The sequence below is a fragment of the Mycetohabitans endofungorum genome (assembly GCF_037477895.1).
Lineage (GTDB): Bacteria > Pseudomonadota > Gammaproteobacteria > Burkholderiales > Burkholderiaceae > Mycetohabitans.
This window is the reverse complement of record NZ_CP132744.1, coordinates 2512992-2527128: the sequence shown is the minus strand read 5'-3', so window position 1 is coordinate 2527128 and position 14137 is coordinate 2512992. Positions and strand designations below refer to the sequence as shown.

Genomic DNA, 14137 nt, shown 5'->3' with positions numbered 1-14137 from the left:
CGCGGCGCCACCCGTCACTCATCGTCGTCGCCGTTGTCCAGCGCTTGCTTGGGTGGCGGCGGGCGCTTGCCGATCGTCACGTCGATGTCCATTTCGTGCGACTTGCGCCACAGGTGCACCTTCGCGACCGTGCCGGGCTGAATCAGCGCGATCACGTTGAGCAGGCTTGTCGTGTCGGTGATGTCCTCATCGTTGACCTTCACGAGGATATCGCCCGGCTTGATACCGGCCTTGTCCGCCGGTCCGCCTCGCAGCACGCCCGCCACGATCGCTCCCGATTTTTGCTGCAGACTGAACGATTCCGCGATTTCCGGCGTCACGTCTTGAGGCTCGACGCCGATCCAGCCGCGCGTGACCGTGCCCGTCGTGATGATGCTCTCAAGCACGCTGCGCGCCGTGGACACTGGAATGGCAAAGCCGATTCCCAGCGAGCCACCGCTGCGCGAATAAATCGCGGTATTGATGCCGAGCAAGTTGCCGTTCACATCGACCAGTGCGCCGCCGGAATTGCCCGGGTTGATCGGCGCATCGGTCTGAATAAAGTTCTCGAACGTGTTGATCCCTAGGTGATTGCGTCCAAGCGCGCTGATAATGCCCATCGTCACTGTCTGGCCGACCCCGAACGGATTGCCGATCGCCAACACGACGTCGCCCACGCGCGCATTCTCCATCCGTCCGAGCGTAATCGTTGGCAGATTGGGTAGATTGATCTTGAGCACCGCCAGATCCGTTTCCGGGTCCACGCCGATCATTTTCGCGTTCGCCGTGCGCCCGTCAGCCAACGCAACCTCAATCTCGTCGGCGCCGTCCACCACGTGCTGGTTCGTTAGAATGTAGCCCTCCGAGCTCACAATGACGCCGGAGCCGAGGTTGGACGCGGGCTCCTGGCGTTTTCGCTCGTAATTGCGATCGCCGAAGAAATAGCGGAACAGTGGGTCATTGGCGCGCGGATCCGGCATCTGAGCGCCGTCCTTGCTGGAAAATACGTTGACCACCGCCGGCATTGCGCGCTGGGCGGCGTCTGCATAGGATGTGACCAGTCCGCGGCCCGCGATGCCCGGGGCGACCTCCTGCAGCGCGACGATCGGGGACGCCAGCTGTTGCCCGAGGTTACCTTGGCGCTGCAGCCAGTGCGGCTTGAGCGTCGCGACGATGAACATCAACGCGAGCAGTACCGTCACCGCCTGCGCAAAGAACAGCCAAAAGCGTCTAAGCATTTGAACTTATGGGGCCTGCATGGATCGAAATGAACTTGAATTGTACTTGAACGGGTTGCTCGAAACGTCGCGGTTCCGGGACTATTGCCCCAACGGCTTGCAGGTTGAGGGCCGTCGCCGGATCGAGAGGGTGGTCACCGGCGTGACCGCTTGCGCGGCGTTGCTCGAGGCGGCGATCGACTGGAAAGCTGATGCGGTGCTCGTACATCACGGGTATTTTTGGAAGAACGAAGCGCCGCAAATCACGGGCCAAAAGTATCGGCGACTGCGCCTTCTGATCCAGAATGACATCAACCTGTTGGCTTACCATCTGCCGCTGGATGCTCACGCGGAATTGGGCAACAACGCGCAACTCGGTGCGCGGATGGGCTGGCTGGCCGACGCACGGTTCGGTGACAATGATCTCGGCTTCATCGCCACGCTGCCGATGCCCACGTCGCTGTCGCATCTGGCCGCACAGGTCGGCAATACGCTTGGGCGCGCGCCGCTCGTGCTCGGCGATCCCGATCGCAAGTTGCGCCGTGTTGCGTGGTGCACCGGCGCCGCGCAAGGCTATTTCGACGATGCGATTCGGGCCGGTGCCGATGTCTACCTAAGCGGTGAAGTATCCGAGCCCACCACCCACTTGGCGGCGGAGTCTGGCGTGGCGTATGTGTCGGCCGGCCACCATGCGACCGAACGTTACGGCGTGCAGGCCATCGGGGCCCTTTTGGCCGACACATTCGGCTTGGAACATCTGTTTATCGACATCGATAATCCGGTCTAGTTGGGCTGCGTCGATATCTGCACCGGCAAACTCGCATGCATCGGCGAGGAGCGAATGATGCGGCGTATTGTCGCACCCGTGCCGTGCCGTGCCGTGCCGTGCCGTGCCGTGCCGTGCCAGGGGTGGTATGTATGCACCGCCGCAGACCGCGTCGCTCGCCTTCGGCACATCACGTCCCCGCACCAGACACATCACACCGCCGGGTTGAGCCTACCATGGAGTGTGCGTCAGTCGCCGCGCCCGCGGATCCCGCGCGGCGTCGATTTTGTGATTTTGTTAAGTATTTGCTTAATTCTAGATGTCGCGCTGTGCGAATCGGTGTCGCCAAACCCTTGCGTAGCAAGCTTTTACGCGGCAGGCTGTAACCAAGGCTTGTAAATGGCGGCTACATTCCCGCACACTATAAGTGGAGAGCCGAAGGAAGACTGGAGTCCAACCAAGAAGTGGGGCGTGTGATGCGAGACAAGGAAGACAATCGCGTCGATGGCAGCCGCCGTACCTGGCTGATAGCGACGTCAGTAGCAGGTGGAGTGGGGAGCATGACAACCCTGGTGCCGTTTGCTGCATCGCTGGCACCGTCCGAAAAGGCCAGGGCCGCAGGCGCGCCGGTCGAAGTGGACATCAGTGCGCTGAAACCCGGCGAGATGATGACCGTTGCATGGCGCGGCAAGCCTGTGTGGATCATCAATCGTACCGAGCAGATGTTGGCCGAGGTCATCAAGGCCGATGGCGAGGTCGCCGATCCGCATACCCAGAATCCCTTTTCGATCCCGCTCCCCGAGTACTGCCAGAACGAATACCGCTCCCGTCCGGAGCACAAGAACATCCTCGTGCTCGTGGGCATCTGCACGCACCTGGGCTGTTCGCCGAGCCCGCGCTTTTCGCCAGGTCCCCAGCCGAACCTGCCGGCCCACTGGCCGGGCGGTTGGCTGTGTCCGTGCCATGGCTCGACCTTTGACTTGGCCGGCCGCGTGTTCAAGAATAAGCCCGCACCGCAAAATCTCGATGTACCGCCGTTCATGTTCAAGACGGCCACGCAGCTCGTGATTGGCCAGGACGAGAAGGGAGAGGCGTAAATGGCGACGACGGACAATCCTGATGAAGGCACGGGCCTGCTCGGCTGGATCGATCGCCGCTTTCCGCTGAGTTCCACCTGGAAGGCGCACGTATCCGAGTACTACGCGCCAAAAAATTTCAACTTCTGGTATTTCTTCGGCTCACTGGCCCTGCTCGTGTTGGTGATCCAGATCGTCACTGGCATCTTCCTGGTGATGAACTACAAGCCCGACTCGCAGCTGGCGTTTGCGTCGGTCGAGTACATCATGCGCGAAGTGCCGTGGGGCTGGCTGATTCGGTACATGCATTCGACCGGCGCATCGATGTTTTTCGTCGTCGTCTATCTACATATGTTCCGGGGGCTGCTGTATGGCTCCTATCGCAAGCCGCGCGAACTGGTGTGGATCTTCGGCTGCCTGATCTTCCTGTGCCTGATGGCCGAAGCGTTCTTCGGCTATTTGTTGCCATGGGGCCAGATGTCGTTCTGGGGCGCGCAGGTCATCGTGAACTTATTCTCCGCAATTCCGTTCATCGGTCCGGACCTGTCGCTGTGGATCCGTGGCGACTACGTCGTATCGGATGTCACGTTGAACCGCTTTTTTGCGTTTCACGTGATCGCGATTCCGCTGGTGCTGATCGGTCTGGTCGTTGTTCACATCATCGCGCTGCATGAAGTCGGCTCGAACAACCCCGATGGCATCGAGATCAAGGCCAAGAAAGATGCAAACGGCATTCCGCTGGATGGCATCCCGTTCCATCCGTACTACTCGGTGCACGACTTTTTTGGCGTCTGCGTCTTTCTGCTCGTGTTCTGCGCGATCATCTTCTTCGCACCCGAGATGGGCGGCTATTTCCTCGAGGCGAACAACTTCGTGCCGTCCGACCCACTCAAGACGCCGACCGAAATTGCACCGGTCTGGTACTTCACCGCGTTCTACGCGATGCTGCGCGCGACGACGGACGACTTCAAGATCGTGTTGATGATCGTAGCCGGGTTGCTCGGCGTGCTTGGCTTGATCAAGGCCCGCGGGGGGGTGAAGAAGATTGGCTCGGTCGTGGCTGCCGTGCTCGTGATCCTCGCGATGATCAGCACCCAGGCCAAGTTCTGGGGCGTTATCGTCATGGGCGGCGCCGTTCTCACGCTGTTTTTCCTGCCGTGGCTCGATTGTAGCCCGGTCAAATCCATCCGCTATCGTCCGGGCTTTCATCGATTCTTCTATGGGATCTTCGTCGTCGTCTTTCTGACACTGGCCTTTCTCGGCACGCGGCCTCCCTCCCCGGCCGCGACCGTGATCGCGCAGGCTTGCACGCTAGTGTATTTCGCATTCTTCCTTGGGATGCCGTTCTGGACTCGCCTGGGCACATTCAAGCAGCCGCCCGAGCGCGTGACCTTCAAGCCGCATTGAACGCGGGAATCGGACGCGAACGGAGAATACCGATGAAGAAATGGCTTTCGATACTTGCGCTGCTGATAGCGGCGCTGGCTGCCACGTTGGGCGTGGCCCGTGCCGAGGAGGATATCGTTCTCGATCGCGCGCCGGACCGCACCAACAATCTCGCGTCGCTGCAACATGGCGCGCAGTTGTTTGTGAACTACTGTCTGAGCTGCCACAGCGCGAGCATGCTGCGCTATAGCAAGCTGCAGTCGATCGGCATTTCGCACAAGGCAATCGAGGACAACCTGTTATTTAGCGGCGGCAAGATCGGTGACACGATGACCGTTGCGATGCGCCCGGCCGATGCGCAGGAGTGGTTTGGCGTCGCGCCGCCAGACTTGTCGCTCGAGGCGCGCGCGCGAGGCGTGGACTGGTTGTACACGTACTTGCGCACGTTCTATCGCGACCCAACGCGGCCGACTGGGTGGAACAACCTCGCGTTCCCGAATGTCGGAATGCCCCATGTACTGTGGCAACTGCAGGGCGTGCGCGACGCGAAATTCATTGAACATAAAGGTGAGAACGGTGAGGTGACGCACCAGTTCGACGGCTTTACCCAGGTAACCAACGGGACGCTTGCGCCGATAGACTATGATTCGTCTGTCGCCGACCTTGTCTCCTACCTTGCCTGGATGTCAGAGCCGGCACGCAAAACGCGCGAGCGCATAGGCGTGTGGGTGCTGCTGTTTCTCGGCGTGCTGACCCTGTGCGCCTGGAGACTCAACGCCGCGTACTGGAAAGATATCAAGTAAACACACCGTTAGCGGTGTGGGGCTGGCAGCGAAGAAGACCGGCATGGGGTGGTCTTCTCAGCACGGGCCCTTCGGTTTTTTGAGGAAAGTAAAAATGATGGTTTTGTATTCCGGCACCACTTGTCCATTCTCCCAGCGTTGCCGGTTGGTGCTGTTCGAAAAAGGCATGGACTTTGAGATCCGCGATGTTGACCTGTTCAACAAACCGGAGGACATTTCGGTGATGAACCCGTACGGGCAGGTGCCGATCCTCGTGGAGCGCGATCTGATCCTGTACGAGTCGAATATCATCAACGAGTATATCGACGAGCGTTTCCCCCATCCGCAATTGATGCCTGCCGATCCGGTCCAGCGTGCCCGTGCACGGCTGTTCCTGCTCAACTTTGAGAAAGAGCTGTTCGTGCACGTTGGCACGCTCGAGAATGAGAAGGGCAAGACCGCCGAGAAAGCGCACGAGCGCGCGCGTGCGGCGATTCGAGACCGGTTGACGCAACTGGCACCGATTTTTGTCAAGAACAAGTACATGCTGGGCGAAGAATTCTCGATGCTCGATGTCGCGATCGCGCCGTTGTTATGGCGCCTAGACCACTACGGCATCGAACTATCCAAGAATGCAGCGCCGCTGATGAAATATGCGGAACGCATTTTTAGCCGGCCTGCCTATATCGAGGCGTTGACGCCATCCGAGAAGGTGATGCGTCGTTAAGCGGCGGCGGGCTTGCGTCCCCAGCCGTCACTGCTTGCCGGTGTGGCGCCCGTGTGTCGGGCGCGACGCGTCGGCAGTTCAAGGAACAATAATGCAAGAGATTTCCACTAAGCCCTACTTGTTGCGTGCGCTCTATGAGTGGTGCACGGATAATGGATTTACGCCGCATATCGCGGCGAAGGTCGATAACCGCACGCGCGTACCTCGGCAATTCGTGCGTGACGGCGAAATCGTGCTCAACATCAGCTTCGATGCGACCAGCCAGTTGCAAATGGGCAACGACGTGATTGAATTCCTCGCGCGCTTCTCCGGCAAGTCGCACAAGATCGAGGTGCCGGTGGGCAATATTCTGGCGATTTATGCGCGCGAGAACGGGCAGGGAATGGCGTTCCCGGTCGAGGGGATTCCGCAGGAGCCGGTTGAAGGCGCGCCGGAATTCGAGGCGCTCGCGGCAGATGAATTTTACGATATGACGCCGCAGGAGAAGCAACGCGTGCTGCGTGAGCGCGTGTTGCAGCAGGCGGAACAGAGCGGGTCGGCCGCGGTCGGCCGTGAGGCGCAGCGCGGGCAGCACGCAGAGAGTCCGAGTGTGCAAGGGCCCGATGCCGGCGAGGCCGCGGGTGAGAGTCGGAAGGACAGTAGTCGCAAGCATCTGAAAGTGATCAAATGATTTTTTGCCGCAGACTAGCGGCTGTAGTATACTATATGGCTATGCCGGCTTAGCTCATCTGGTAGAGCAGTTGATTTGTAATCATCAGGTGGCGGGTTCGAGTCCTGCAGCCGGCACCAATACTGACGCGGGTCCCAGCGAATGGGGCCCGCTTTTTTTGTTCTACAAAATTAATTTTGCTGGCAAGACGGAGGCCGCGTAGCGCGCTCCGAAGGGTCAACTGGTAGTTAAGCATTTCACGCCGATCGGTGCTGCACGACTCGCCAACAACAAGAAGCTGCCGCCAGTTACCATCCCAGCCGATGGAAGAGGGCTGACCATGCAGAGAGTGCCCCCGTCACCGGCCGATCGGCGATTGAATAAGAGCACGGCTGAGTTGGCGATGCGATAACGCCCATCTTGGCGAGACGAAAAGGTTGACGCACACTTGACAAGCTTGCCTACTAGGCGAAGCAGGACCGTATCAGCCGGCAATGAGCGCGACAGCGCCAAGCGTGGCAAAGAAACTCTTGTTAGCTGAGCTACAACCACGCGTATTTACACACGTCGCTTGCAAACAAAATTGTGTCGCCGCTGTCTGGGAAACGCCTTTGTGTATTGAGTGTTGGATGGGTGATGGCCTTGTTCGATGATGCTTTTTGTCGCACCTGGATGCGCGTGCGCCGTTTGGCGCTTAGCGTTGCCTTTTTAAAATAACAAGAACGAGCCCAGCGAGTAGAAGACCCCAATACCGTGGCAATAGCCAGAGGATAGGCCGATTTTGACTTCAATACAGCCGCGCAGCGAGTTTTGGCGGGCAATCTTTGCTCTACCTTGTTAACGCGCCAAATTCAAGATGACCGACTTTGTACATGCGTTATCAGCAAGGGTTCAGAAAACCGTTCACTTACGTGTTATAAAGTCGGCGTAATCCTATTCGTATCCGCCTGGGTGGCCATGCGACATTAGGCTATCGTGCGTGCAGTATCGCTTCGCGCTGCGCTCTTCTCACTTTTTGCTAAGCTTGCCGATGGACTTTGATCTAAACGCCACTTTGAACACGCAGGCCGCCATTTACGCGAGCGACGAACAAGCCCGCCCACAGCCTACGGCTGCACCGCCCACGGGCATAAAGCGTTCGGCGAGTCCGGCACCCGACACATCGCTAAAAAAGCCGAAAACTCACACTGCGCTGCCGGTTAACGTGATTTTAACTATTGCGGATCATTTGCCGGCTAAGGATATCCCTGCGTTTTCACTACTGGACAAGCGCACTTATCACCTAATGGAGGAAAGGCGATGGGCCGCGCGCTGTACCAAGCAAGCACGCAACGTCTGTGATTTTGCGTCGTGGCAACAGCTGATTGAAGATATCGAGCGTATCCAGGCTGGACCGGAACTGCGGGTCGAACCCCTCCTGGCACTCTCTACACGATTAATATATTTACCCCCGCAGCAGCGAGTCGAAGCATTCAAACGACTGTTCGTGGCGGCCGAGCATATCCCGGAACAAGGCTTTCGAATACAAAAAAGGTTGCTATTATCCCAGCGCAGTTACACATGCCCGCAAAGCATATTCGATTTTGCCTATGCAATGGCCGAAAGACGTCGACCTGACCAAGAGAATTTCTGGCCCGAGCTGGCCGAGTTGCTTGGGGAGGTGGACTATCGACGCTTCAACTCACAAGCACCTCAGCGTGAAAGGTACCAGGCGTTGCTCAACCGGCTTGCGCACCTAGACCCGTCTGAACAAGCCAAGCTGATCCCCCTATTGGCTGATCGACTGACACTTAGCAGAGGCAATGCCCCCGACTCGGCCTCTTTGGCCTTGCTACAGCAGCTGGCTGCTTCTCAGCGAGGCAGCGCCTTGGATGCTGCTATACGGGATTCGCCCGAAGCAGAGCAGGCCGTCAGGCGCTACGCAGCATTGGCTGACCCAAGACTTAACGAAAGCAATATTCTTTCGGCCTATGTGGCCTTGCTGCAGCAAACACAATCGCTGCCCCCTTCTCAGCAAGGCGCATCGGTCGGCGCGTTGGCCGCTGCTACACGGGTTTTGCCCGAAGCAGAGCGTGCCGTGCGCTATGCAGAAATGCGACAACTGGCGTTATCGCTTTCGGACGAGCAACTGGGAATGGCGCTACGCCGTCTTCCACTAAGTTTAATTGGATTGCCACCCGAGCAACACGCGCACGAACTTCAATTACTGGAGCCTGCGCTACTGCGCGTGCTGCCCGCGCAGCGTGTGCAGGCCGCCCTCGGCCTACTGGAATGTAGTCCCTATCTGAATGACGTGCTCTCAAAGCAAGTATGGCAGCGTGCGCTGCAGCTGCTTGATGGCAGCAGTGAAGCGGAATTATTGGAGTTGTTTAGTGATTCAAGGCTCATGTCCGCCATAGAGTACTCAATGCATGGTGGAAAACGAAGCGATGCCGTCAATGAAATTTTGGCTTTTGTGGAACGTAACCACGTCACTGAGCCCACTCGTGCAATGATATTTGCGCATATGCCTTTATTATGTTCGGCCATGGGGACCATAGGGCGTCATCAGGTCGCACTCGCCCTACTGCGATATAGTTACCAGTTGGATGACATGCGCTCAAAGCAGGTATGGCAGCTTATGCTACGGCTGTTTAACGGCTACGTTGCAACGGAAATACTGGACGTGCTGAGCAAGGCAAGACAAGAGGGCGTGACAACCGCAATGAGCGACCAGAAATGGCAAGATGCCGTCAACGAAATCACGGCTTTTACGGAACGCAGCCGCCTCAATAAGTCCAGTCGTGCAACAATACTCGCGCATATACCGTGGTTACGCAACCCTAATTTGGAGCGGCCTAGGCAGCAGCGGCTAGAGTTGGAGACGAGGGGTAACGAGTGCCAACTGCGTGCCGAACATCTTCCCTTCTACCATAGGCCACAATAGGTTCGTCACCAGCCTCGGCTTATAACGGGCAGCGCTAGAACCGCAATGGCACGAATTGCGGTGTGCTCAAGACCGGGCAGCTGCCCGCCTGCGATAAACTGAACACCGTGGGGATTGGCCGTCGTCGCTAGCAGATTCACACAAAGTGTGAAAAAACTAATGTACTTCAGCGTTAACATCTCGTTTCCAGTATTGCCGCGCTTACCGGGTAGGCGTAACTTGCATGCCACGCTTGCGGACATAGTGTTCTGTCATCGCCACGCTGCCATGCCCCAGTAACGATTGCGCTGCACGTAGATCGGTCGCACTTTCCTTGTCCGTCCCCGCCTTCGCCCGTAGGTCTCTAAACTGAAAGTCTTTTTTATCAATGCCTGCTACGTCGCGGGCGCGATCGAAGCGAAAGCGCAGTGCGGCCTGCCCGAGCGGGCGTCCATACTCATCGACAATCAAACGCGTTGAGCGTGGGTTGTGCGTTCTTTTCCGGGCGGCTAACCGATTGAGCAGTGCGGAAAGCTCACCCACGATTTGGATGCGCAGGGTAAGCGTTGCGTCTTCACCGTCTGTTCGTGAAGAGCGGAAAGCGGCAATCTGATTCCCACCAGATCTGACTTGCTCCCCGAGATTAGTACGGTGACGGTGTAGAGTCCATTCTGAAAAGGAGTGGTCGTGAAGAAACGATTCACCGAAGAACAGATTATTGGCGTGCTGAAGGAAGGCGAGGCAGGCCTGAAGCCGCCGTAGCCTTGCTAGCCAGCGCAAGGTCGCCCGTAAGCTTTGGCCCTCCTGATGCGCCAAGTCTAGCCTCAGGTGTGCTATCATAGTGCACGGCTGAGGAAGTGTATGGCAAAGGTTAAAGAAATTTTGTTGGAGCAAGAACGCTTCGAACTCAAGGCCAAGTCCGGTGGCGGTCTTTTAAGTTATGAAGTATGGGGATGCAGAGAAGCGGGGCGCAACGTGGTGACGCGTTACAACTTGGCTTACATTAATCATGAAATTTATCCACGTGATAATGGTCGGGTTTTGGGTTTCGATAATGCCCACGGCTATCATCACCGGCATTATATGGGGGCAGTTGAGCCAGTCGAGTTTGAGAGTTACGAAGCCACGCTGGATCGCTTTCAACAAGAATGGCAGGATATTATTTTTCAGTATAGGAAGGTAAAACGATGACTAAGGTTGTTGTTCGTACAGGTGATATTGCAGGTTTTTTCGAGCGTGCCCGGGGGGCAGCGCGCCGCGCCGATGCTGGTAAGGTGTTCCCCGAGAAAATTACCTTGTCGTTCGAGGACCCGCAACGGATGTTCACCGTGCTCTCCGAAGCACGGCGGCGTTTAATGCACGAGATTATTAGCGAACCTCAGACTATCGCTGAACTCTCGCGCCGGTTACATCGTGAGCGTACCGCAGTCACAAAGGACGTGCGTATGCTGGAAAAGGCCGGCTTGGTTGTATCACAACGGCAAGCCAATCCTGGCCACGGCGTTCAAAAGCTGGTGCGCTCGGTAGCACCTAAAATTGAAATGGTCGCCACGCTTAACTAAACGTAAGCCGCTGTGGCGAGGCGATGGACCGGCGCGCACGGTGGACGCATCACCCTATTTTACCAGAGTGGGCTGGGTAATCTCCCCGTTTTCCACGGGGTTCAGAAGTAGAAACTATGCGGCCATGGCCAGCCGCTGTTTTGGCGTCAATCCGCCCAAGGCCATGTTCGGGCGATCGTGATTGTCAGTCCACATCCAGTCGGTCGCGAAACGCTGGACGTGCTCCAGGTCCTTCCAGTGGTACTGCGACAGCCATTCGTAGCGCACCGTCCGGTTGAATCGCTCGACATACGCATTGTGCTGAGGCTTACCCGGCTGGATGTAGTCGAGCTTGATGCCGTATTGCCGGGCCCATTCGGTGATCGTCGCGCTCAGGTACTCGGGCCTGTTGTCACACCGAATCGCCTTTGGCCGGCCACGCCAACTGATGATCTGCCGCAGCGCACGGAGCACCCGCTGCGAGGGCAGCGAGAAGTCGATCTCGATGCCGAGCGCTTCGCGGTTGAAGTCGTCGATCACGTTAAACAGTCGGATGCTGCGTCCGTCGGTCAGTGGGTCGTGCATGAAGTCCATCGACCAGAGCTGGTTGACGGCAGTGGGCACCGACAGCGGTTCCGGAACCTGCCGGACTAGCCGCTTGCGTGGCTTGATCCGCAGGTTCAACTCCAGTTCGCGATAGATCCGGTACACGCGCTTGTGATTCCAGCCGAAACCCTTCACATTGCGCAGGTACAGGAAGCACAGCCCAAAGCCCCAGTTCCGGTGGTTGTCGATCAGGCGCAGCAGCCAGTTCGCAATCTCCTCGTTCTCGGCATTGCGCAGGCCGGCGTACCGATAGCAGCTCTGGCTGATCCCAAACGCCTCACATGCCAGCCGGATCGATATGCCTCGGCTGGACACCGCGTGCATGGCTATCTCGCGCCGGCGAGATGGCCTCAGTCCTTTTTTGCGAGTGCCTCCGAAACGATTTCGGCCTTGATCTTCTCTTCGACGTACATTTTACGCAGCCGGGCATTCTCGGCCTCCAGTTTCTTCATCCGCGCAATCAGCGACACGTCCATGCCACCGTACTTCGAGCGCCACTTGTAGAACGTCGCTGTGCTAATGCCCAGCTCTCGGCACAGATCCGGTACCGCCAGCCCTGCCTCCACGCGCTTGAGCGCCTCCATGATCTGGCTGTCCGTGAATCTCGACTTTTTCATTGCGTAGAACTCCCTTAACGAGAAATTCTACTTCTGTTCCCACCGGTTTTTTGGGGGGATTACCCTTCATTGACTTTCTCTGGCTTCATTGTCCACCCTATTTGGTATCCGTAAAATTGTCAAAGTCCAATCTGGTACCACCACCGCATCGGTCCACGATCCCACATCATCTTCAGCGTTGATTGCGAGGTTCAGGTTTCTCTCATGCTGTTTTCATAGTGTTCAAGATCTTGGAGCAGACGATCAAAACCACTATACCTCTTACGATTACGTTCGACAAAGGCTATGACCTCGGTTTTGACGTCTTCCCATTGCTGGTCAGAAAAGAGTAAAACCGAATTCCAGTATGGCAATTTAGAAAGTGGAGAAAGTGCGTTGAACACGTCTTTTGTATCGCAGTTGTCAAGTAAACGTAGTGCACGCTGCCACACTTGTTGGGATAGCGCTTCATGTTCGTTTAATCTAATTGTACTCAGTGTCAGCTTAGATACTAATGATGCCCGCTGCGCTGACGGCATGTTTTGGATGGTTTCGTTGCTGCTATCGATCAAGCTTAGTGCACGCTGGACTATTTGCTTGGCTAGCCCTTTGTCGTACAGGTCTGGTGCGTATCTAATAAGCTCAATCGCCGCCAGTGCCCGCTGTTCGGGCAGCACACGTTCAATGATGGGTTCAAGTCGCGGTAGCTCGTATGCTTGTTGCTGAGCTGACGGTAAGTCTAGCACCGCTTGTAACAGATAGCGTAACGTCTCACCTAATTGGTGATCTGGCAGAGACAGCGTTAAGTGCCGTAGATTGGCATAGTATAGAGATATTTGTTCCTCTGACAGCAGCCATAGTTCTCTGGCCAACGCGCCGATCGGCGCGCCGCGGTATGACGCCGGCAAATGTTGCACCCATTGGATCAGCGTTTCGTATAATTCAGTGAGTGTCGTAGCTGTAGGATAGTGGTCGGGATCAAATTCGATTAGCAGTGCGGCCAGTTTTCTGATCAGTTCAGCTTGCTCGGCGGGGCTCAATGCGGGAAGCCGGCTCATAAAAGCCCGATATTCGGTTGCAAACTGCAAAGGGTCAATGGGGAGCTCTCTTCGAACTGATGCAAGGGCGGCCCAGGTGCTACCTTGTCCAGGGCGGCGTCGTTCGGCGTCGGCATAGGCAAACTCATACAACTCGCGTTGCGGTGAAAGACAGGCTATGGATACGATCATGTCTTTTTGTAATTGCAGGCCTCGCATTGGTACACGGCCTGCAGCTTCGAAGACCTGTTGGAATGCTGCTCTCTGTTGCTCTTCAGGCAAACCACTTAACTGCTTCGACAGCGTTTGAAGTGGCTCGGCACGCAGCATCGGCTCCGCACGGATGCGCTCAATTTCAGTGAGTAACCGTTGCACCGATGTGAGATTTGGCACAGGGCCATCGTTGGCGTTTCTGGTGCAAAACCAGCTTAGTCGCCACTCTTTGAGTGCGTGGTAGGTCCGTCTGTCTACGGCTGACAGGTTAGGGATGTCGAATAACGACATGTGGGCGGCCACCCGTTGAAGGATTTCAGGCGGCAGGTTATGGTACGTCGTCGGGCGTTGCTGTACGCCAGTATTCGCCCGCGCTGCTAAGCGTGGGGGCAGCGGTGAGGCAGTGGCCGCAGAGCTATGCTGGCTTGGTATCGCATAGACGGCAGCCTGAGCGCTATTAGGCGTGGAAGCGGGATCAAAGTCCATTGTCAACTTTAAAAGAATTGTTAACTTCAGCTAGGTTGGCGGCCGGCAATTAGTCAGCGCTTTGTATTGTAGCTGCCTGGTGTCTTACCTCATACACCTTGATAGCCGCTATAGATATGGAGCTCGTAGGCGTATCCCTTTTATGCCATATAATCCTGATTTCGAACGCCA

General features: G+C 56.9%; 13 protein-coding genes and 1 tRNA gene. 10 read left to right on the top strand and 4 right to left on the bottom strand.

The genetic code is table 11. From position 1 onward, the window contains the following. Nucleotides 1–14: 14 nt before the first annotated feature. Complete coding sequence (locus RA167_RS11055) at nt 15–1217, bottom strand: Do family serine endopeptidase (RefSeq protein WP_076785579.1); 1203 nt, start codon at nt 1215–1217, stop codon at nt 15–17. A 19-nt stretch (nt 1218–1236) separates the two neighbouring features. Between RA167_RS11055 and RA167_RS11050 the strand changes: the two genes are divergently transcribed. From RA167_RS11050 to RA167_RS11015, 8 genes are all read left to right on the top strand, one after another. Beyond that, the gene (locus tag RA167_RS11050) at nt 1237–1983 is read left to right on the top strand and encodes a Nif3-like dinuclear metal center hexameric protein (protein WP_076785578.1); all 747 of its coding nucleotides are present in this window, start codon (nt 1237–1239) and stop codon (nt 1981–1983) included. A gap of 455 nt (nt 1984–2438) precedes the next feature. After that, nucleotides 2439–3059: a ubiquinol-cytochrome c reductase iron-sulfur subunit gene (gene petA / locus RA167_RS11045; protein WP_076785576.1), complete on the top strand. Its 621-nt coding sequence runs from the start codon at nt 2439–2441 to the stop codon at nt 3057–3059. Beyond that, nucleotides 3060–4445 carry a cytochrome b gene (locus RA167_RS11040; protein WP_076785575.1) on the top strand — a complete coding sequence of 462 codons (1386 nt, stop codon included), beginning with the start codon at nt 3060–3062 and terminating at the stop codon, nt 4443–4445. 32 nt (nt 4446–4477) lie between these two features. Then, complete coding sequence (locus tag RA167_RS11035; protein WP_076785574.1) at nt 4478–5227, top strand: cytochrome c1; 750 nt, start codon at nt 4478–4480, stop codon at nt 5225–5227. A gap of 94 nt (nt 5228–5321) precedes the next feature. Continuing rightward, nucleotides 5322–5933, top strand: coding sequence for a glutathione S-transferase N-terminal domain-containing protein (locus RA167_RS11030; RefSeq protein ID WP_041753298.1), 612 nt, complete (start codon nt 5322–5324; stop codon nt 5931–5933). A gap of 91 nt (nt 5934–6024) precedes the next feature. Next, on the top strand, nt 6025–6603 hold the full coding sequence (locus RA167_RS11025) for a ClpXP protease specificity-enhancing factor (RefSeq protein WP_076785573.1): 579 nt from the start codon (nt 6025–6027) through the stop codon (nt 6601–6603). 43 nt (nt 6604–6646) lie between these two features. Beyond that, nucleotides 6647–6722 (top strand) — tRNA-Thr (locus RA167_RS11020). A gap of 890 nt (nt 6723–7612) precedes the next feature. Then, entirely contained in the window at nt 7613–9508 is a 1896-nt protein-coding gene (locus RA167_RS11015) for a hypothetical protein (RefSeq protein ID WP_076785572.1), read from the top strand. Nucleotides 9509–9709: 201 nt separating this feature from the next. On the opposite strand, the gene RA167_RS11010 is transcribed toward RA167_RS11015, so the two are convergent. Then, complete coding sequence (locus RA167_RS11010; RefSeq protein WP_338876867.1) at nt 9710–10303, bottom strand: tyrosine-type recombinase/integrase; 594 nt, start codon at nt 10301–10303, stop codon at nt 9710–9712. A 45-nt stretch (nt 10304–10348) separates the two neighbouring features. Between RA167_RS11010 and RA167_RS11005 the strand changes: the two genes are divergently transcribed. Both RA167_RS11005 and RA167_RS11000 read left to right on the top strand, forming a co-directional pair. Next, on the top strand, nt 10349–10678 hold the full coding sequence (locus tag RA167_RS11005) for a DUF6516 family protein (RefSeq protein WP_076785571.1): 330 nt from the start codon (nt 10349–10351) through the stop codon (nt 10676–10678). Then, nucleotides 10675–11049 carry a winged helix-turn-helix domain-containing protein gene (locus RA167_RS11000; RefSeq protein ID WP_076785570.1) on the top strand — a complete coding sequence of 125 codons (375 nt, stop codon included), beginning with the start codon at nt 10675–10677 and terminating at the stop codon, nt 11047–11049. Before RA167_RS11005 ends, RA167_RS11000 begins: the two co-directional genes overlap by 4 nt. 114 nt (nt 11050–11163) lie before the next feature. Here the strand turns inward: RA167_RS11000 and RA167_RS10995 are convergent. Both RA167_RS10995 and RA167_RS10990 read right to left on the bottom strand, forming a co-directional pair. Next, a protein-coding gene (locus RA167_RS10995) for an IS3 family transposase (RefSeq protein WP_139337009.1) occupies nt 11164–12251 on the bottom strand; the annotation gives its coding sequence in 2 pieces (ribosomal slippage) (nt 11164–11990 and nt 11990–12251; 1089 coding nt in all). A gap of 191 nt (nt 12252–12442) precedes the next feature. Next, nucleotides 12443–13660: a hypothetical protein gene (locus tag RA167_RS10990; RefSeq protein ID WP_139337008.1), complete on the bottom strand. Its 1218-nt coding sequence runs from the start codon at nt 13658–13660 to the stop codon at nt 12443–12445. Nucleotides 13661–14137 lie beyond the last annotated feature (477 nt).

Coding starts and splice junctions, on each gene's coding strand:
- RA167_RS11040 (WP_076785575.1), top strand. CDS start 3,060: ATGGCGACGACGGACAATCCTGATGAAGGCACGGGCCTGCTCGGCTGG.
- RA167_RS11030 (WP_041753298.1), top strand. CDS start 5,322: ATGATGGTTTTGTATTCCGGCACCACTTGTCCATTCTCCCAGCGTTGC.
- RA167_RS11050 (WP_076785578.1), top strand. CDS start 1,237: ATGGATCGAAATGAACTTGAATTGTACTTGAACGGGTTGCTCGAAACG.
- petA (WP_076785576.1), top strand. CDS start 2,439: ATGCGAGACAAGGAAGACAATCGCGTCGATGGCAGCCGCCGTACCTGG.
- RA167_RS11015 (WP_076785572.1), top strand. CDS start 7,613: ATGGACTTTGATCTAAACGCCACTTTGAACACGCAGGCCGCCATTTAC.
- RA167_RS11055 (WP_076785579.1), bottom strand. CDS start 1,217: ATGCTTAGACGCTTTTGGCTGTTCTTTGCGCAGGCGGTGACGGTACTG.
- RA167_RS11000 (WP_076785570.1), top strand. CDS start 10,675: ATGACTAAGGTTGTTGTTCGTACAGGTGATATTGCAGGTTTTTTCGAG.
- RA167_RS11005 (WP_076785571.1), top strand. CDS start 10,349: ATGGCAAAGGTTAAAGAAATTTTGTTGGAGCAAGAACGCTTCGAACTC.
- RA167_RS11035 (WP_076785574.1), top strand. CDS start 4,478: ATGAAGAAATGGCTTTCGATACTTGCGCTGCTGATAGCGGCGCTGGCT.
- RA167_RS11025 (WP_076785573.1), top strand. CDS start 6,025: ATGCAAGAGATTTCCACTAAGCCCTACTTGTTGCGTGCGCTCTATGAG.